The sequence below is a fragment of the Streptomyces sp. NPDC046925 genome (genome assembly GCF_040644915.1).
Lineage (GTDB): Bacteria > Actinomycetota > Actinomycetes > Streptomycetales > Streptomycetaceae > Streptomyces.
The window spans coordinates 128,960-149,464 of the sequence record NZ_JBEYWZ010000013.1 but is presented as its reverse complement, the minus strand read 5'-3'; the positions used below and the strand labels follow the sequence as shown (position 1 = coordinate 149,464).

8 protein-coding genes are annotated in these 20,505 nt (G+C 71.9%); 7 read left to right on the top strand and 1 reads right to left on the bottom strand.

The window, feature by feature from the left end:
• Window positions 1-104: 104 nt before the first annotated feature.
• Window positions 105-1,658 (bottom strand): FAD-dependent monooxygenase, encoded by a 1,554-nt coding sequence (locus tag ABZ906_RS37020; protein ID WP_361390269.1) that lies wholly within the window; start codon window positions 1,656-1,658, stop codon window positions 105-107.
• A 408-nt stretch (window positions 1,659-2,066) separates the two neighbouring features.
• Here ABZ906_RS37020 and ABZ906_RS37015 point away from each other — a divergent pair, with 408 nt between their 5' ends.
• The 7 genes from ABZ906_RS37015 (at window position 2,067) to ABZ906_RS36985 (ending at window position 20,488) form a co-directional block, all read left to right on the top strand.
• Window positions 2,067-2,309: an acyl carrier protein gene (locus ABZ906_RS37015; RefSeq protein WP_361197397.1), complete on the top strand. Its 243-nt coding sequence runs from the start codon at window positions 2,067-2,069 to the stop codon at window positions 2,307-2,309.
• Window positions 2,306-3,556: a cytochrome P450 gene (locus tag ABZ906_RS37010; protein ID WP_361390267.1), complete on the top strand. Its 1,251-nt coding sequence runs from the start codon at window positions 2,306-2,308 to the stop codon at window positions 3,554-3,556. The genes ABZ906_RS37015 and ABZ906_RS37010 overlap by 4 nt, the downstream gene beginning before the upstream one ends.
• The gene (locus ABZ906_RS37005) at window positions 3,553-4,287 is read left to right on the top strand and encodes an alpha/beta fold hydrolase (protein ID WP_361390265.1); all 735 of its coding nucleotides are present in this window, start codon (window positions 3,553-3,555) and stop codon (window positions 4,285-4,287) included. The genes ABZ906_RS37010 and ABZ906_RS37005 overlap by 4 nt, the downstream gene beginning before the upstream one ends.
• A 52-nt stretch (window positions 4,288-4,339) precedes the next feature.
• On the top strand, window positions 4,340-7,459 hold the full coding sequence (locus tag ABZ906_RS37000) for an acyltransferase domain-containing protein (protein WP_361390263.1): 3,120 nt from the start codon (window positions 4,340-4,342) through the stop codon (window positions 7,457-7,459).
• Between the two features lie 40 nt (window positions 7,460-7,499).
• Window positions 7,500-13,976 carry a type I polyketide synthase gene (locus ABZ906_RS36995; RefSeq protein WP_361390261.1) on the top strand — a complete coding sequence of 2,159 codons (6,477 nt, stop codon included), beginning with the start codon at window positions 7,500-7,502 and terminating at the stop codon, window positions 13,974-13,976.
• 5 nt (window positions 13,977-13,981) lie between these two features.
• Window positions 13,982-17,134, top strand: a complete 3,153-nt coding sequence (locus tag ABZ906_RS36990) for a type I polyketide synthase (protein ID WP_361390259.1) — start codon at window positions 13,982-13,984, stop codon at window positions 17,132-17,134.
• A gap of 75 nt (window positions 17,135-17,209) precedes the next feature.
• The gene (locus ABZ906_RS36985; protein WP_361390257.1) at window positions 17,210-20,488 is read left to right on the top strand and encodes an AMP-binding protein; all 3,279 of its coding nucleotides are present in this window, start codon (window positions 17,210-17,212) and stop codon (window positions 20,486-20,488) included.
• Window positions 20,489-20,505: the final 17 nt, after the last annotated feature.

Here is a 20,505-nt window from a genome sequence, read left to right as displayed (position 1 = left end):
GGTGCAAGCCTGGATGGTGCCGCATGCGAGTGGCCCGTCGCCGCGCCGCACGGCATCGAGTGGTGCCGGCCGCCAGGTGTCATGTGACACCACGCGGCGGTGTCTCACCCCCGCAGCGACGGACCGAACCAGGTGGTGAGCGCGGCCCGGAGCGTGGAGGCGTCGGACGCTTCGTCGTCGGCGGCCCCCCAGGCGACATGGCCGTCGGGGCGGATGAGGAGCGCGGCGGGGGCGGGGATGTCGCCGATGGCCGGCACGGGCCAGAAGTCGTCCTCGCTCCGTGCGTCGACCAGGTCGACGCGGTCGGCCCAGCCCTCGGCGAGCGCCGCCAACTCGGCGCTGCCTCCCAGATCGAGCAGGACGGGGCGGCCCTCGTGCAGCAGGTCGTAGACACCGATGGTGCCGTCCGGAGTCTTCAGGTCGGCGTCGGGGACACGGAGGCCCGCCAGCGGGTGGTCGCCGTCGACCGGGTAGCGGATGTCCAGGGCGGTCAGCATGTGGCGCAGGTACCGGTTGACGTCGTCGAACACCATGAGCGCGCCGAACACCTCGCGCAGTGCGTCCGTCTGGGCGCCGGGGCGCAGCAGGGCCGACTGCGCCCGGGTGTTGTGAAGCACGCGCTCCGCGACGGGGTGGCGCTCGGCGTGGTAGCTGTCGAGGAGGGTCTCCGGCGCCCGGCCGCGCACCACGGAGGCGAGCTTCCAGCCGAGGTTGACCGCGTCCTGCACGCCCATGTTCAGGCCCTGCCCGCCGGCCGGGAAGTGGATGTGCGCCGCGTCGCCCGCGAGGAGCACCCGGCCCTCGCGGTACCGGTCGGCCTGCCGCGCGGCGTCGTTGAACCGCGAGACCCAGCGCGGCGCCCGCATCCCGAAGTCGGTGCCCGCGATCCTGACCAGCGACTCCCGCAGCTGCTCGAACGTGGGGGCCTCGTCGCGGTCCGCGACCCGGTCGTACTCGGACGCGATCACCCGGAACCAGCCGGGCTCGAAGGCGATCGCCGAGTAGTCGCCTGCCGCGCAGCGCCGCACCCACACGTAGTCCTCGGGCAGATCGGGGAGTTCGACGTCGCCGATCAGCGCGGTCATCGTCGCCGGAGTGCCGGGGAAGCCGATGCCCGCCAGCTTGCGCACCGTGCTGCGCCCGCCGTCGCAGCCCACGAGATAGCGGGCGCGCAGCGTCACGGATTCCGGATCCGCGGCGGCCGTACCGATCCCGACCGTCACACCGGTCTCGTCCTGGTCGATCCCGGTCACCTCGGAGGACCTGCGCACCCGCACGCCGAGCTCGGCGGCACGCTCCTCCAGAAGCTGCTCGATGGCCGACTGCAGGATCATCAGCGGGTAGGGGTGGCGGGACTCGGACTCGTCGAAGTCCAGGTAGAGGGCGGAGAAGTGGCCCACGGGCTGCAGTTCGCCGACCGCGAGGAAGCGGTCGAGGATGCCGCGCTGGTCGAGGACCTCCAGGGTGCGGGAGTGGATCCCGCCGGCCCGTGACTCGCCCGTCCGCTCCGCGAGCCGCTCGACCACCACCACATCGACGCCCGCGAGCCGCAGCTCGCAGGCGAGCATCAGGCCCGTCGGCCCGGCGCCCGCAATCACCACGTCCGCGTCGATGTCCGCGTCCCTGCCCGCGTGTCCCACGTCGCCGGTGTGTCCCACGTCGTTCCCCATTCCCCTGCGTCATTCCCCTGTGTCGCTGACGTCGTCGAACCGTTCTCACGTTCACGGAACGCGGACGGGACGGTCAACGCGGACCGGTCCCGGTGCGGTGCGGGGCGCCGTCGGACTTGCCTTGTCCCGCCGGCGGGACGGTTCCCGGGGGCGTCAGCATGCAGGCCCGCCGGTCCGCTCTCAACCCCACCGGCCGGCCCGCGCCGCCGGTCCGCGGACCCGGTGTGGGCGGAGGGGAATGCGCGCGACACTCCATTCGGCCATTCACGGAATTTGTCTCGCCGGCGGGACAGCGCAAAGGGCCCCGGAGGAAGGAAAAAGGCAATGAATTCGTCGCCGCAGGTTGTCCACGCAGCTGGTGGACAGGACGAGACGTCAGAAGGACAAGCCGCGCCTTTGAGCACTCCGGTGTCACTGGCGCAGGAAATCGCGGAGCTGTGGGCGCAGCACCTCAATGGCGCCGAAGTCAAGGTGGACAGCGACTTCTTCGCACTCGGCGGCAACTCGCTGACCGGCATCAAAATCATCGACCGTGTCGCGCAGGACTACGGAGTCCAGCTGTCCGTGCGCGACTTCTATCTGGCGCAGTCGCCGGCCCGGGTCGCCGAGCTGATCGAGCAGGGGAGGGCAGCGGCGTGAGGTTGACGCCCGGTGCCGGGCGCGACATCGACCTCGACGGCGTCGACCTGTTCGACCTGGACCTCTACACGTCGGGCGACCCGCATCCGATCTGGGACGTGATGCGGGAGAAGGCGCCCCTGCACCACCAAGTCCTGCCCGACGGCCGCGAGTTCTGGTCGGTCACCCGCTACGAGGACGTCTGCCGCGTCCTCGGCGACCACCGCGAGTTCACCTCCGAGCGCGGCACCGTACCCACCCACCTCGGCACGGACGACGTCGCCGCCGGTGTGCTCCTGACGTCCACCGACCCGCCGCGGCACACCGAGGTCCGCAGGCCGCTCGGCTCCAAGCTCACCGCGCGGGCCGTGAAGTCCTGGGAGGACAGCATCCGCGGGACGGTCTCGCGTTTCCTCCAGCCCGCGCTCGACGGAGAAACGTTTGACCTCGCCGAGAAGGCGCTGCTGCTCCCGGCGATGGTCACCGGCCCCCTCCTCGGCATCCCGGCCAAGGACTGGGAAGAGCTCGTCCAGCTGACCGCGATGGTGACGGCCCCCTCGGACCGGCACTTCCTCCAGGGCAGCGAAGCCGCGACCCTCGCCATCTCCCACCACGAGCTGGTCACCTACGTGAAGGACTGGGTCAAGGAGCGGCGCGCTTCCGGAGGCGAGGACGACAGCCTCCTCCAGCACCTCATGAGCGTCCGCCCCGGCGGCGAGGCGCTCAGCGACGAGGAGATCGCCCTCGACGGCTACAGCATCCTCCTCGGCGCCAACGTCACCACGCCGCACACCGTTTCGGGCACCGTGCACGCCCTCATCGAGCGGCCCGAGCAGTTCGCCAAGGCCCAGGCCGACCCCACGCTGATCCCGAACCTCGTCGAGGAAGGCCTGCGCTGGACCTCGGCCGCCTGCAACTTCATGCGGTACGCCGTCGACGACGTCGAGATCGCCGGGGGCACGATCCCGGCCCGCGGCGCGGTCGTCGCCTGGATCGGCTCGGCCAACCGGGACTCCGCCCAGTTCACCGACCCGCACGACTTCGACATCACGCGGAGCAACGCCAAGCGGCAGGTCGCCTTCGGGTACGGGCCGCACTTCTGCATCGGGGCGCCGCTGACCCGGCTGACCCTGCGCGTCTTCTTCGAGGAGCTGCTCGAGAAGTTCGGCTCCATCGACCTGGCCGGCGAACCGGAGCACCTGCGGTCGTACTTCATCGCCGGGATGACCCACCTCCCCATCGTCGCCGAGAAACGACTGACGCCATGACCTCCGGCTCCGCCACCATCACCTCGCCGTGGTTCGTCCGGCCGCCCACCGAGAACGCCGCCCGGATGTTCTGCTTCCCCTTCTCCGGGTCCGGGGCCTCGGCCTTCAGCGCCTGGCCCCTGGCCATCGACGACGTCGAGGTCAGCCCCGTACAGTTCCCCGGCCGCGAGAACCGCCTCGGCCACCCGCACTACGGCACCTACGAGAACCTCGCCGCGGAGCTGACCGGCCCCCTGGAGCCGCTGCTCGACCGGCCCTTCTCGTTCTTCGGGCACTGCGCGGGAGCACTGCCCGCCTACGAGACCGTGCTCCGGCTCGCCGAACTCGGCCTGCCCACACCGGACCGCTTCTTCGTCTCCGGCCAGCCGGCACCGCACGACGCGTCGCGCGACCGGATGCTCACCATGAGCGAGCCCGAACTCCGCGCCGAACTGGAGACGTTCCTGCGCGGCCGGGGCATCGAACCGCGGCCGGACATGATCGACATGGGCATGCTCGTACTGCTCCGCGATCACGCGGCGGCGGGCGCCTACCGGCGGACCGAGCCTGCCGCCGTGCCCTGCCCCATCGTCGTACTGCACTGGCGCGACGACCCCGACGTGAGCCTCGACGAGTTGCAGGGATGGCGCGCATACGCGGACTCGGTCGAATTCCGAGTCGTCGACGGCGGCCATTACGACTTCATGGACGCGCCGGACGAACTGCTGAATTTGTTGACCTCCTGGCGGTGAGAGCAGTGCAGCCCGTAAGAGCCATACGTCGAGGGAACCGGAAGGGATTCGCATGAGTGGCGCAGCCACCGATATTGCCGTCATCGGGATGTCGTGCCGCTTCCCCGGCGTGCACGGCCTGAGCGATTTCTGGCGCCTGCTGGTCGAGGGCAAGTCGACCGTCGGCACGTTCCCGGAGCACCGGGCGGCCGACGCGAACTCGACGTACACCTCCCATCCGGACGGCGACACCCTCGACTCCGGTTCGTTCTTCGACTCCATCGACGGGTTCGACGCCGGGTTCTTCGATACGAGCGCGGCCGAGGCCGCCGCCATGGACCCCGTGCAGCGCCTCGGGCTCGAACTCGCCTGGGAGGCCGTCGAGGACGCCGGTGTCCCGGCGGCCTCGCTCACCGGCCGCGCGATCGACGTCGTGGTCGGCGCCGCGCCCTCCGGGTACGAACTGCTGCGCAAACTCTCCGGCAGCGACCAGGACGACCACTACGCCGCGCTCGGCTCCAGCGGCGCGCTGATCGCGAACCGGATCTCGAACCTCTTCGACGTCCGCGGCATGAGCTACTGCGCGGACTCGGGCCAGTCCTCCTCACTCGTGTCGCTGTCCCTGGCGTGCGACCGCATACGGGGCGGCGCGGTCGACATGGCGATCGCGGGCGGCGTGCACCTGATCGCCGACCCGGAGGCGGGAGCGGGCCTGGCGAATCTGGGCGCCCTGTCGCCCGACGGCCGCTGCTTCACCTTCGACGAGCGGGCCAGCGGCTTCGCCCGGGGCGAGGGCGGCGCGTTCGTCGTCCTGAAGCGGCTCGACCTCGCCGTCGCCGACGGCGATCACATCTACGCGGTGGTGCGCGGCTGGGGCGTCGGCAGCGGCGGTGCGTCGAGCCGGATGCCCGATCCCAGCCCCGCCGGACAGGCGGCGGCCGTCCTCGCCGCCCTGGAACGCGCGGCCGTTCCCTTCGACGGCGTCGACTACGTCGAGGCCCACGGCACCGGCACCCGCGTCGGCGACCCGGCCGAAATATCCGGTCTGCGCGAGGTCATCAAGGAAGCGGGCGGCCGCAGCCGCCCGCTGGCGATCGGCTCGGTGAAGACGAACGTCGGTCACCTGGAGCCGGCCGCGGGAATCGTCGGCTTCGTGAAGGCGGCGCTCTGCGTGGACCGCGCGCACCTGGTCCCGAGCCTCAACTTCCGCTCCCCGAACCCCGCCATCGCCGACTTCCACCAGGACTTCGAGGTGCTGCGGGCCGCGCGGCCCTGGCCCGGCGAGCCCGGCAGGCCGCGTCGGGCGGGGGTGTCGGCGTTCGGCCTCGGCGGCACCAACGCGCACGTCATCCTCGAACAGGCACCCGGCGACCGGGCGGAACTCCCGGCCACCGGAGCGGACTTGGACACCCCGGCTCACTCAGGGGCCGTGCCGTGGGTGCTGTCGGCGCGGTCGGAACCTGCCCTGAAGGAGCAGGCGGCCCGGCTGCGGGACCTCGTGGCCGCGGACACGTCCCTATCGGCCGTGGACATCGGGCATGCGCTGGTGTCGCAGCGGTCGTCGTTCGAGCACCGGGCGGTGGTCCTGAGCGGCGGCCGTGCGGAGGCGCTCGCGGGCCTCGACCTGGTGGCGGAGGGCGGCGGCTCGGAGCGGGCGGTGCGCGGGACGGCCACGGACCCCTCGGGCCCCGTCGTCTTCGTGTTCCCCGGCCAGGGCTCGCAGTGGCTGGGCATGGGACGGCGGCTGTACGCGGAGTCCGAGGTCTTCGCGCGGGCCATCGACGCCTGCGAGCGGGCTCTGGCACCCCATGTCGACTGGTCCCTGGTGGACGTGGTGCGCGGCGAGGAATCGGCCGCGTCCCTCGACCGGGTGGACGTGGTCCAGCCGACGCTCTTCGCGATGATGGTGTCCCTCGCGCAGGTGTGGCGATCCCTCGGCGTGGTTCCCGAGGCAGTGGTGGGGCACTCGCAGGGCGAGATCGCCGCGGCGTGCGTGTCGGGCGCGCTCTCGCTCGAGGACGCGGCGCGCATCGTCGCCCTGCGCAGCCGGGCCCTGATCGATCTGGCGGGCCCCGGCGGGATGAGCGCGGTCGCCGCGCCCGTCGAATGGGTCCGCGACCGGTTGGAGCACTGGTCGGGACGGCTCTCCGCCGCCGCGGTCAACGGGCCCGCGTCGGTGGTGATCTCCGGCGACAACGAGGCGCTCGACCAGTTCGCCGAGATGGCGGCCGGTGACGGCGTACGGGTGCGACGGGTCAGGGTGGACTACGCCTCGCACTCCCACCACGTCGAACGCATCCGTGAGCGTCTGCTCGCGGACACCGCGGGCATCACGCCGAAGGAATCGGCGGTGAAGTTCTACTCCACGGTCACCGGCGGCCTGCTCGACACCCGGGTGCTCGACGGCTCGTACTGGTACGACAACCTGCGCTCGATGGTGCGCTTCGGCGAGGTCGTCGAAGGCCTCATGCGCGAGCGGGGCGGCGTGTTCGTGGAAGTCAGTCCGCACCCCGTGCTCCAGGTCGCGATGGAGGAGGCGGCCGACGCGCTTGCCGCCCCGCCGACCGTGGTGAGCACCCTGCACAAGCAGGACGGGAGCGCGGGCAAGGTCCTTGCGTCGCTGGCCGAACTGCACGTACGCGGTCTGCCGGTGAACTGGAAGGCGGTGTTCGCCGCGGACCGGCCGCGCCGGGTCGCCCTGCCGACGTACGCCTTCCAGCGGCAGCGGTACTGGCTCTCGGCGTCCGACGACACCGGCACCACGAGCGACCCCTCCGCGCAAGCGGGCGCCGCACCGGCGGACCTGGGTTCGCAGTCGGCGGTCCTCGCGCTGGTGCGCGCCGAAACGGCGGCGCTCCTGGCCGCCGGCGGAGTGGCGCTGACCGAGGCCGACCTCACGGCGCGGTCGGCCGAGACCTTCAAGGATCTGGGGTTCGACTCCTCGATGGCCGTGCGGCTGCGCAACCGGCTGACCTCGGCGGCCGGTGTACGGCTCCCGGCCACGGTCGCGTTCACCTACCCCACGGTGCGGCGGCTCGGTCTCCACATCTTCTCCCTCCTGGAGCCCCGGACGCCCGAAGTCCCGGAGCCCCCGGCCCCCGAAGTCCCGGCGGCGGACGCGGTGGAGGAGACGAGCCCGGAAGACCGCAGTGACGACGATTTGTACGCATTGATCGAGCGCGGATACGCGTAGCCACACCCGTTCGTCCGAGCAACCGTTAAGGGAGTCCCTGGTGGAGGATGTCGACAAGCTCCGGTCCTACTTGCGACGTGCCGTCGGCGACGCGCAGGAGCTGCGCGAGCGCGTGCGGGAGCTGGAGGAGTCCGCTCACGAGCCCATCGCGATCGTGGGCGTGGGATGTCGCTTCCCCGGCGGGGTGACCTCCCCCGAAGGCCTGTGGGGAATCGTGTCCGACGGTGTGGACGCGATAAGTGACTTCCCGCAGGACCGCGGCTGGGACGTGGACGCGCTGTACGACCCGGACCCCGAGGCGCGCGGCAAGACGTACGCGCGCACGGGCGGATTCCTGACCGATCTCGGGGACTTCGACGCGGAGTTCTTCGGCATCAGCCCGCGCGAGGCGCTGGCGATGGACCCGCAGCAGCGGTTGATGCTGGAGACGTCGTGGGAGGCGCTTGAGCGGGCGGGCATCGACCCGGCCGGGGTACGGGGTTCCGCGACCGGGGTGTTCACCGGGCTCTACGCCGTCGACTACGGCCCGCGGATGGGCGACGCGGCGGCCGGTGACGTGGAGGGCTACGCCCTCGCGGGGACCTACACCAGCGTGGCATCGGGCCGGGTCGCGTACGCCCTGGGCCTGGAGGGCCCGGCGGTGTCGACCGACACGGCGTGCTCGTCGTCGCTCGTCGCCGTCCACCAGGCCATGCGCTCCCTGCGTTCCGGGGAGTGCACGCTTGCGCTGGCCGGCGGGGTGTCGACGCTTTCCACGCCGGGGCTGCTCGTGGAGTTCGCACGGCAGCGGGGTCTGGCCCTCGACGGACGGTGCAAGGCGTTCGCGGACGCGGCGGACGGCACCGGCTTCTCCGAGGGCGCGGGCGTACTGGTCCTGGAGCGTCTGTCGGACGCGCGGCGCAACGGGCGCCGGATCTGGGCGGTGATCCGGGGTGCGGCGGTCAACCAGGACGGAGCGTCCAACGGCCTGACCGCGCCGAACGAACTGGCACAGCAGCGGGTGATCCGGGCGGCCTTGGCGGACGCCCGCATGCAGGCGAACGACGTGGACGTGGTGGAGGCCCACGGGACCGGCACGTCCCTGGGCGACCCCATCGAGGTGGAGGCACTGCTCGCCGCCTACGGGCAGGCCCGCGAGCCCGGCAGCCCGCTGTGGCTGGGTTCGCTGAAGTCGAACATCGGCCACACGCAGGCGGCCGCGGGCGTCGGCGGAATCATCAAGATGATCATGGCGATGCGACACGGGGTGATGCCCCGGACGCTGCACGTGGACCGCCCGTCGACACACGTGGACTGGTCGGCCGGGACGGTGGAACTGCTGACCGAGCCCAGGGAGTGGACCAGCGCGCCGGGACGGCCCCGCCGCGCGGGAGTGTCGTCCTTCGGCATCAGCGGCACGAACGCCCACCTGATCCTCGAACAGGCACCGGCGCAGGAACAGGAACCGGACACCGCCGAGCGCGAGCCGGATTCCGCGGACCGCCTCGTCCCCTGGGCCCTGTCCGCGCGATCGGAGCAGGCGCTGCGGGCGCAGGCAGAGAAGCTGCGCGCGTTCGCCGCCGCCGACCCGGACGCCGACATCACCGACGTGGGCTGGTCACTGGCGTCGAGCCGGGCCGGTCTCGAACACCGCGCGGTGGTCCTCGGACACGGTCGCGACGAACTCCTGAGCGGCCTCGCGGCACTGAGCGAGGGCACGGAGGCCGCCGGGGTGGTGCGCGGCGTCGCCGCGGAACTCGGCGAGCGCGTCTTCATGTTCCCCGGACAGGGCACGCAGTGGGCCGGTGCGGCACGGCAGTTGTACGACACCTTCCCCGTCTTCGCGCGGAGCCTCGACGAGGTCTGCGCACACTTCGACGCCCATCTGGCCTTCGACCTCAAGCCCCTGCTCCTGGCGGACGAGCCCGAGGGCCGTGAGCGCACCGACATCACCCAGGCGGCGCTGTTCGCCCTCCAGGTCAGCCTCTACCGGCTCCTGTCGCGGTACGCCCCGCGACCGGACCAGCTGATCGGTCACTCCGTCGGCGAGATCGCCGCCGCCCACGTGTCCGGAGTCTTCGACCTGGACACCGCGACCAGGCTCGTGGCCGCGCGCGGACGGGTCATGCAGACGGTCGGCGAGCGCGGCGCGATGCTGGCCGTACGCGCCTCGGAAACCACCGTGAGCGCCCTGCTCGCCTCGTGCGAGCGCGTCGGGATCGCCGCCGTCAACGGCCCCGAATCGGTGGTGCTCTCGGGCCTGCGCGACGAGGTCCACGCCCTGCGGGACCGGCTGATCGAAGGCGGCACGTCGGCGAAACTGCTCGACGTCGACCACGCGTTCCACTCCCCGCTCATGGACCCGATCCTGGACGAGTTCGCCCGCTCGCTCGGCGAGCTCACCACGGGCGAGATGTCGATCCCGATCGTCTCGACCAGGCTGGGCCGTGCGGCCACGCTCCAGGAGCTGTCGTCCGTCGCGTACTGGGTGGCCCACGTCCGCGAACCCGTGCGCTTCCACGACGCCGTGGAGTCCGCTCGTGCCGCCGGCGCGAACGTCTTCGTCGAAGTGGGGCCCGGAGCGACGCTCGCGAGCATCACCAAGGAGGCCTTCGCCGCCGAGGGCGTGAGTGACGCACTGGTCGTCTCCACGGCACGGCGGGGCCGTCCGGCAGCGGCCGCACTGGCCGACGCCCTGGCCCAACTGCACGTGAGGGGCGTGCCCGTGCACTGGGACGCCCTGTTCGGGACGCGCCGCCAGGTGGACCTGCCCACCTACGCGTTCCAGCGGCAGCGCTACTGGATGGACGCCCCCGCCGCAACGGGGTCGGCGGACGTCGCCTCCGCCGGTCTCTCGGCACCGGACCACCCGCTGCTCGGCGCCGTGGTGGACCACCCCGGCACCGACGAGGTGGTGTTCACCGACCGGTGGTCCCTGCGGACCCACGAATGGCTCGCCGACCACGCCGTGTTCGGGGCGGTCGTCGTACCCGCGACGGCCTACATGGACCTGGCGCTCTCGGCGGGCGACCTCGTCGGCTGCGCCGCGCTCGAGGAACTCTCCCTGGAAGTCCCCCTGATCCTGCCCGACTCGGGCGACGTGCAGATACGGGTCGTCGTCGGCGCGGCCGACGAGACCGGACGCCGGTCCCTCGACGTGTACTCGCGTCCCGCCGAGGACGGCAGGACGGTGGGCGGCTGGACCCGCCACGCGATGGGGAACCTGGCACCGGACACCGCGCGGACGACCGCGTGGACCGACGACGCGCGACCGCTCGCCGTATGGCCGCCGGCCGGGGCGCAGAAGGTCGACATCGACGGCCTCTACGACACGCTCGCGGACGCGGGCTTCGACTACGGCCCGACCTTCCGCGGACTGCGCGAGGTCTGGAGGCAGGGCGACGACCTCTACGCCCTCGCCACACTGCCCGAGAGCGCCGATCACCGGGCCGGGGGCGGATTCGCCCTGCATCCCGCGCTGATCGACAGCGTGCTGCACGCCGTACTCGCCGGCGGTGTCGTCGAGGTGACGGGCGATCAGGGCTGGATGCCCTTCTCCTGGTCCGGCGTCGACCAGGTCGGCCCGTGCGGTCCGAGCGTCCGGGTCCGGCTCACCCCGGCAGGCGAGGGCATCGTGTCCCTGGCCATCACCGACGAGGACGCCAACCCGATCGCGCACGTCGACGCGCTGACGTTCCGCCCGGCCAGTGCCGAGCAAGTGCGCGCGGCACGCGGCGGACAGGAGCAATCGCTCTACGAACTGCGCTGGCGGCCGCTCACGCAGGACAAGCAGGAGACCCACCGCGGATCGTGGGGCGTTCTCGGCGCGAAGGACGGTCTGGCCTCCCGGCTCTCCGGAGCGGGAGACGGCGACCTCGTGCTCCACGAGACCATGGACGACGTCCTCGCCGCCGAGGCACCCGGACACATCCTCCTGTGCCTGGACGACTTCGTCACCGCCGACCCCGATCTGCCCGCCGCCGTCGGCGGCACGGGCAAGCGCGTCCTGGACTGGATCCAGCGATTCCTCGCCGCCGAGACCCACGCCGGATCCACCCTGGTGGTCCTCACCCGCCTCGCCGTCGACACCGGTGCGGGGGAGCGCGTCGAAAGCCTCCCCGGCGCCTCCGTGTGGGGCCTGATCAGGTCCGCGCAGACGGAGCACCCCGGCAGGTTCCGCCTGGTGGACATCGACGACCAGGAAACCTCCCTGGCCCGCGTCCTGGACGCCCCCGCCATCGGTGAGGAGCAACTGGCGCTGCGCGACGGCGCGTACCTCGTTCCCCGCATGGCGCAGGCCGCACCCGCCGACCACCAGATCGAGCCCCCGGCCGAAGGCGCCCACCGCCTCGGCATCCCGAGCAGGGGCACGCTGGAGAACCTGACATGGGTTCCCAGCCCCGAGGCGGAGGCACCCCTGGCGAGCGGGCAGGTACGCATCGCCGTCCAGGCCGCGGGCCTCAACTTCAAGGACGTCACGATCGCCCTGGGCCTGGTGAACAGCACGGTTGCCGATGCCCCGATCGGCCTCGAAGGCGCCGGAGTGGTCACCGAAGTGGCGGACGACGTGACACGCCTCTCGCCGGGCGACCGGGTGACCGGCGTCTTCAACGGCGCCTTCGGCCGCGTCGCCGTGGCCGACAACCGGATGCTCACCCACGTCCCCGACGAGTGGAGCTACGCCCAGGCGGCGTCCATACCGACCACCTTCCTCACCGCCTACTACGCGCTCTTCCGCCTGCGGAACCTCAAGAAGGGCCAGCGCATCCTCATCCACGCCGCGGCAGGCGGCGTCGGGATGGCAGCCGTCCAACTGGCCAAGCACGTCGGCGCCGAGATCTACGCGACCGCGAGCCCCGCCAAGTGGCCCGCCCTGCGCGCTCTGGGCCTCGACGACGCGCACCTGGCGTCGTCGCGCGACCTGGAGTTCGCCGAGAAGTTCCGGCACTCCACCAACGGGCAAGGGGTCGACTTCGTACTGAACTCCCTCGCGCACAGCTTCGTCGACGCCTCGCTGACGCTGCTCACCCGCGGCGGCGACTTCGTCGAGATGGGCAAGACGGACATCCGTGATCCCCGCCAGGTGGCGGCCGACCACCCCGGAGTCGACTACGAGGCCTTCGAGCTCTACGACGCGGGACCGGACGCCATCCACGAGATGTTCCGGGCCGTCATGGAACTCTTCGCCGACGGCCGGATCCGGCTCAACCCGATCTCCGTACGGAACATCCGCGACGCACGCAGGACGTTCCGCGAGATGAGCCAGGGCCGCCACATCGGCAAGCTGGTCTTCGAGGTGGCCGACGGCCTCGGCGGCGGCACCGTCCTGGTCACCGGCGGCACCGGCGGCGTGGGTTCCCTGCTGGCGCGCCACCTCGTCGCCGAACGCGGCGTACGCAGCCTGGTGCTCGCGAGCCGTCGCGGTCCGGCGGCCGACGGGGTGACCGAGCTGGTCGCGGATCTGGAGGCCGCGGGCGCCGCGGTCAGGGTCGTGGCATGCGATGTCGCGGACCGGGCCGCCGTGGCGGACCTGCTCGCCGACATGCCCCCGAAGTACCCCCTGACGGCGGTCGTGCACGCGGCGGGCACACTGGCCGACGGCACGATCGAGTCGATGACCGCCGAGAGCTTCGACCACGTGCTGCGCGTCAAGGTCGGCGGTGCGGTCAACCTGCACGAACTGACCGAACAGCACACCCTGTCGGCGTTCATCCAGTTCTCCACCGTCGCCGGCACGCTCGGCACCGGAGGACAGGCGAACTACGCCGCGGCCAACGTGTTCCTGGACGGCCTCGCGGCGCGACGCAGGGCATCCGGCCTGGTCGGCACCTCGCTGTGCTGGGGCTGGTGGGAGCAGAGCAGCGGCATGACCGGCGGCCTCGACCAGGCCGACCTGTCACGGCTCCGGCGGATGGGCATCGCCCCGATGCCGACCGCCGAGGCACTGGCCCTGTTCGACGCGGCCTGCGCGCTCGACGAGCCGGTCCTGATCCCGGCCAGGGTGGACATCGCCGCGCTGCGGAACAAGACCGGCGAGGAACTGCCGCCCCTCCTGCGCGACCTCGTCGACGCAGGCCGTCCGCGCCGCAACAGGGCGGGCACGGCCAAGGACGGCGGCGCTCCCGGCCTGGCCGCCAGGCTGGCCGCCCTGCCCGCGGACGAGGCGGCGGCAGCCGTACTCGACTGGGTCCGCGACCAGGTCGCCGTCGTGCTCGGGCACGCGTCCGGCGCGGTCGTCGACGTCGACCAGGCGTTCACACAGCTCGGATTCGACTCACTGACGTCCGTCGAACTCTGCAACCGCCTGGCTTCCGCGACCGGACTGCGCCTGCCCTCCACCCTCGTCTTCAGCTACCCGACGCCACGCGAACTGGGCGAGCACCTGTCCGGCCTGCTGCGTCCGGAACCGGACACGAGCGACGCCGCCGACACCGCTGCCGCCGATGACGCGGTGCTCCGGGAAGTGCTGGGCGCGGACGAACTGTCGGACTTGGACCTGGAAGCACTGGTCGGCCTGGCTCTGGATGAGAAGAGGTAAGTGACATGACCAACTCCGCGGATCGCACAGCGGACGGCGCGGACCGGGTCCAGCGGGCGCTCCGCACGCTGCTCGAGGAGCGCGACCGGCTCCGCCAGGAGAACGACGCCCTGCGAGCGGGCCGCGGCGAGCCCATCGCCGTGGTGTCCATGGCCTGCCGTTACCCGGGAGGCGTGTCGACGCCCGAGGACCTGTGGGAACTGCTCCGCGACGGCCGTGACGTCGTGGAGGAGTTCCCGAAGGACCGCGGGTGGCGGGACGTGTACGACGCCGACCCCGACGCCGTCGGCAGCACGTACGCGCGCCGGGGAGGTTTCCTGAGCGACGCGGCCGGTTTCGACGCGGGCTTCTTCGGCATCAGCCCGCGCGAGGCGCTGGCGATCGACCCGCACCACCGCCTGCTCCTGGAGACGTCGTGGGAGGTCCTGGAGCGGGCCGGTATCGTCCCCGCCGACGTGCGCGGGTCCGAGGTCGGTGTCTTCTCCGGGGTGAGCTCGTCCGAGTACGGGTGGCGATTCCTGGAAGGCGGCCAGAAGGACCTGGAGGGCTACCTCCTGTACGGCAGCGCGCTGAGCGTCGCCTCCGGCCGGGTGGCGTACGAACTGGGCCTGACCGGACCGGCGGTGTCGGTGGACACGGCGTGCTCGTCGTCCCTCGTGGCCCTGCACATGGCGGCGCAGTCACTGCGTTCGGGGGAGTGCTCGCTCGCCCTCGCGGGCGGGGCGACGGTGATGGCGACGCCGTCGTTCTTCGTGGAGTTCGCCCGGCAGCGCGCCCTGTCGGCCGACGGCCGGTGCAAGGCCTTCGCGGACGCGGCCGACGGAACCGGCTGGGCCGAGGGAGTGGGCGTACTGCTCCTGGAGCGTCTTTCCGACGCCCGCCGCAACGGCCACCCGGTCCTCGCCGTCCTGCGCGGTTCCGCCGTGAACCAGGACGGGGCGAGCAACGGCCTGACCGCGCCCAACGGCCGCGCCCAGGAGAAGGTGATCCGCAAGGCGCTGGCGAACGCGGGGGTGTCGGCCTCCGAAGTGGATCTGGTCGAGGCCCACGGCACCGGAACCAAGCTGGGGGACCCCATCGAGGCGGGCGCGGTCCTCGCGACCTACGGGCAGGGCCGTGCGCAGGGCAGGCCGCTCTGGCTGGGGTCCCTGAAGTCGAACATCGGTCACTCCATCGCCGCCGCGGGCGTCGGCGGGGTCATCAAGTCCGTGCTGGCCCTGCGCCACGGGTATCTGCCGAAGACCTTGCACGTGGACGCGCCCTCCCAGCACGTGGACTGGTCGTCCGGTGACGTCGAACTCCTGACGGAGGGGCGTGAGTGGATCCGGACGGACGGTCCGCGGCGGGCCGGTGTGTCGTCGTTCGGAGTCAGCGGCACCAACGCGCACGTGATCCTGGAGGAGGAGCCGCCCTACGAGCCGCCGCAGGTTGCCGGGCAGGACCCGGCACAGGAGCAGGCACAGGAGTCCGCGGCGGCCCCCGGTGTCGTCGGCGGCCTCGTGCCGTGGGTGGTGTCGGGCAAGAGCGCGGCGGCCCTTGAGCAGCAGGCGGGCAAGCTGAGCGCGTTCGTCGCCGCCGATCCGGGCGCCGACACCGCCGGCATCGGCGCGTCGCTGGTGTCGAGCCGCTCGCGCTTCGAGCACCGCGCGGTGGTCCTGGGCCGCGGCCGTGACGAGCTGGTGAGCGGCTCGGCGGCGCTGGGCCAGGGCGCCGAGTCCCCGGCGGTGGTGCGTGGTGTCGCCGGGAAACTCGGCGGCGTCGCCTTCATGTTCCCCGGCCAGGGCTCGCAGTGGGTCGGCATGGGCCGCCAGCTGTACGACAACTTCCCGGTCTTCGCGCAATCCCTCGACGCCTGCGATGCCGCACTGTCCGAGTGGGTCGACTGGTCGCTGCTCGACGTCGTGCGCGGCGTCGAGGGGGCGCCGACCCTGAAGCGGGTGGACGTCGTCCAGCCGGCGCTGTTCTCCGTGATGGTGTCCATGGCCGCCCTGTGGCGGTCCTGGGGCGTGGAACCGGCCGCGGTGGTCGGACACAGCCAGGGCGAGATAGCCGCCGCCCACGTGTGCGGCGCGCTGTCCCTGCGGGACGCCGCCAAGGTCGTGGCGCTGCGCAGCAAGGCCCTGGTGGACGTGATCGGGAACGGCGGGATGGCGTCGGTCGCGGAGTCCGCGGACGTCGTCGCGGAACGCCTCGCTCCGTGGAGCGACCAGGTGAGCGTCGCCGTGGTCAACGGTCCCCGCTCGGTGGTGGTGTCCGGGGAGCCGGACGCGCTCGACGAGTTCGTCGAGAAGATGAAGGCCGACGGCGTCCAGGCGCGGCGGATATCGGTCGACTACGCATCGCACTCCCACCACGTGACCCCGGTCCGGGACCAGGTGATCGACGCGCTGTCCGACCTGAGCCCGAAGACGTCGACGCTTCCCTTCTGCTCGACGCTGTACGGCAGGACCATCGACACCGCGGAGCTGAACGCCGACTACTGGTACAACAACCTGCGCGAGCAGGTCCTCTTCGAGCCCTCCGTGCGCCGGTTGGCCGAGGACGGTTTCCGGGTGTTCATCGAGATGAGCCCGCACCCCGTCCTGACCGTCCCGGTGCAGGAGATCGTCGAGGACGTGGACGACGCGCTGGTCCTCTCCTCGTCGCGGCGGGAGCGGGACGAGGTGGAGTCGGTGATCGGCTCCCTTGCCCAACTGCACGTGCGGGGAGGGTCCGTGAACTGGGACGCCCTGTTCGGGACGCGTCGGCGGGTCGACCTGCCGACGTACGCGTTCCAGCGGCAGCGGTACTGGCTCAACTCGACGCACACGGCGGTCGAGGCGTCCCCGGCGGAGCTGCCGCCCGCGGCCGAAGAACAGGTCGTCTCCTTGGCGGACAGGGTCGCCGCCCTCACCGACGACGACGCGAAGGCACTCGTACTCGACCACGTCCTCGAAAAGGTCGCCGTCGTGCTCGGGCACTCCTCCGGTGATCTCGTCGACCCCGACCAGGAGTTCAAGGAGCTCGGATTCGACTCACTCCTCTCGGTGGAGCTGAGCAAGCGCCTGACCGCGTCGACCGGACTCAAACTGCGCGCGAACACGGTGCTGCGGCACCCGTCGCCGCGACGGGTCGCCGAGCACGTCACGACCTCGATGGCCAAGCACGGCCGGGGGTGAACCGACGGTCCCGCGGGCCCGCACGGGCCCCGCGGGACTGTCCCGCCGGCGGGACACCGCAAGGCCGGGAGCGGAGTGTCCCGCCGGGCAACGACTTGTCTTGAACGGCCACATCACTTCCCGGAAGGTGGAAGTGATCCGTGGATTTCTCCGATTCCCGGGCCCGGGCCTTTTTGCTTCGAGGGGTTGATTTCTGTGCGTTCGTTCGGTGCGTCGTCTGCGCATAAAGGATTGTGGCGGGCGCAGGAAATGTTTCCCGACACGCTGAACCATGCGCTGACCATGTGGGACGTGGACGGCGACCTGGACACGGCGGTCCTGGAATCCACGTTCCTGCACGTGATGAACGAGGCGGAGGTGCTGCGCGTCAATTTCGTCGACGGCGACAGCGGACTGCGCCTCGTGCCCCGGGAATTGGGGGACTGGCGGCCGTTCTTCCTGGACCTGAGCGCCGAGGCCGACCCCGAGCAGGCGGCGCGCGAGGCGCTGGCCGACCTGCTGCGGCAGCCGTTCGACCTGGCGCGGGACCTGCTTTTCCGCCTTGGCGCGGTGAAGCTCGGGGCGAACCGCACCCTCCTGGTGATCGCCTACCACCACCTCATATCGGACGGGTTCGGCTCGGGCGGCCTCCTCTCGCGGCGCCTGGCCGAGGTGTACACGGCGCTGGCACAGGGCGAGAAGGCACCGGAGCCCGCGCACCCGTGGGACGCCGAGTCGTTCGCGACCGGCGCGACGGAGTACCTCGCCTCCGAACAGGCCACCGAGGACACGCAGTTCTGGCGCGACTACCTGAAGGACGCGCCCGCGCCCGCCCAGGTACCGCGCGTCGCCCTGTCCGACGCCCGGCGGTCCGCGCTCGACGCACCGACGGGCAGCGCCGACCGCTGGGGCGAACTGACCGAACCTCTCGGCATGGTGAGCCGCACGCTGAGCGTCGGCCGCGCCGAGGCGGACGCGTGGGCCGAGACCGCCACGTCCATGGGCGTATGGACGTCGTCGCTGCTGACCGCGGCCACCGCGGTGTTTCTGCGGCACCGCTGCGACCGTCCGGAGTTCCTCCTCTCCCTGGCCGTGGGCAACCGGGTCGGAGCGGCGAGCAGGACGCCGGGTCTCGCGGTGAACGTGGTGCCGGTGCGGGTGAAGGTTCCGCTCGGCGCGACCTTCACGGAGATCGCCGACGCGATCGGCGACGAGACGTACGACATCTTCGACCACACCGCCAGCCACTACTCGGAGATCCAGCGCGCGAGCGGCGCCGTCCTGGACGCCCGCGGCAGCTTCGGCGCCGTCGTGAACGTCGTCGACTTCGTGGAGCGGCTACACTTCGCGGACAGCCCGGCGCGCTACCTCGGCGGGACGACCGGTGTCTTCGACGAACTCTCGATCGCCGTCTACAACGACGGGAGCGCCGACAGCGACCTGTTCATCCGGCTCGACGCCCCCGCGAGCCTGTACTCCCGCGCGGAGCTTCGCTCCATCGGCGAGGACCTCATCGCGTACATCCGCGCCGCGGTGGCCGCGGGCGAGCAGCCGGTCGGCGCCCTTGACGTGGTGAGCGGTGCCGAGCGCGACCGGCTCCTGACGGCGCGGGACGACACGGACGCGCAGGTGCCGGAGGCGACCGTCGCGGAGCTGTTCGCGCGGCAGGTCCAGCAGGATCCCGATGCCGTCGCGGTGGTGTCGGGGGACTCCTCGGTCTCGTATCGCGAGCTGGACGAGCGCTCCAGCAGGCTGGCCCGGTCGCTGCGCGGCCGGAACGTGGGCCCCGAGACGGTCGTGGCGGTGGCCATGCCCCGATCGGCGGACCTGGTCGTTGCCCTCCTCGGCGTCGTGAAGGCGGGCGGCGCCTACCTGCCGATCGACCCGGCGCTCCCCGCCGACGGGATCAGGTCGGCGGTCGAGGGCGCGTCGGCGAGCCTGCTGCTCACCGACGCGACGACGTCCGGGCCGCTCCCCTCCGACGCCGGTGTTCCGGTGATCGCCTTCCACGACATCGCTTCCGACAGGTCCGGCGACGACAGCGGCGGTGCGGGCGAGATCTTCGTACCGTCGCACCAGGACAGCCTGTTGGCCGTGTCGTACGGATACGCGCCGACCGGTGAGAGCACCGTGATCGCCGTGACGCACGGCAACGTGCGGCGCTTCGTCCTGGACCGCCGCCGACAGGAAGCAGGCGCGAGCACGGTGCTGTGGCATGCGCCGCACACCGCCGATGTGCTCGCCGTCGAAGTGTGGGCGCCTCTGCTGAACGGCGGCCGGGTGGCCGTCGCTTCTGCCGGAGAACTGGACGCCGACGCGCTGACCGAGGCGCGGGCCGCGCACGAGATCTCCTCGGTGTGGCTGCCCGCGGGCCTGTTCTCGGAGATCGCGGCGCGGCGCCCCGAACTCCTCGCCGGACTGCGCGAGGTGTGGACCGGCGGCGACCGCGTGTCCGCGGCCGCGCTGCGACGGGTGCGGGAAGCCTGCCCCGGCCTCACGGTCGTCGACGCGCACGGCCCGACGGCCACGAATGAGCTTGCCGCGTCCACCCGTTACGTCCTGGGCCCGGGACTCGCGCCCGTCCCCGTGGGCGTGACCGGAGAGCTGTACGTGGCGGGACCCGGCGTGGCGCGCGGATATCCCGGGCACCCCGGCCGGACCGCGCGGAGCTTCGTGCCCTGCCCGTTCGGTCCGGCGGGCGGCCTGATGCACCGCACCGGTGAGCGGGTGCGGTGGGCCGCCGACGGACGCATCGAGTATGTGGGCGGTGCCGGTACGCGCACCGATGTACGCGGTGTCCGGGTGGAGTTGACCGAGGTCGAGGAGGCGCTGTCCGAGTACACCGGCCTCGCCCGGTCGGTGGTGGTCGTCCGGCAGGACGACACCGGGCAGCAGCGGCTCGTGGCCTACGTGGTCCCGGCGGGCGGCCGTACCCTCGCGGCCGAGGAGCTGCGCCGGTTCGCCGCGGGACGGTTGCCGGAGACGATGGTGCCTTCGGTGTTCACGGTCGTCGAAAGCCTGCCGGTGACCGCCGACGGAAGGGTGGACCGGGCGGCCCTGCCGAAGCCCGTGTTCGACGACGGGAAGTACCGCGCACCGCGCAACGACACCGAGCGCGTTCTGGCCGCGGCCTTCGCTGAGGTGCTCGAACTTGACCGGGTGGGCATCGACGAGGACTTCTTCGACCTCGGCGGCAACTCGCTGCGGGCGATCAGGCTGGTCGGCCTCATCCGGTCGGAGCTGAACCAGGAGGTGTCGATCCGCAGGCTGTTCGCGGCGCGCACCATCACCGGTCTCTCGGACATGTGGAAGGACCTCGCCCGGTCCAACAGGCCGACCCTGCGCAGGAGGACGAGGGAAGGCGCGGTCGTCTGAGCGGACGAGAAAGGGGC

Coding starts and splice junctions, on each gene's coding strand:
- ABZ906_RS37005 (WP_361390265.1), top strand. CDS start 3,553: ATGACCTCCGGCTCCGCCACCATCACCTCGCCGTGGTTCGTCCGGCCG.
- ABZ906_RS37000 (WP_361390263.1), top strand. CDS start 4,340: ATGAGTGGCGCAGCCACCGATATTGCCGTCATCGGGATGTCGTGCCGC.
- ABZ906_RS36990 (WP_361390259.1), top strand. CDS start 13,982: ATGACCAACTCCGCGGATCGCACAGCGGACGGCGCGGACCGGGTCCAG.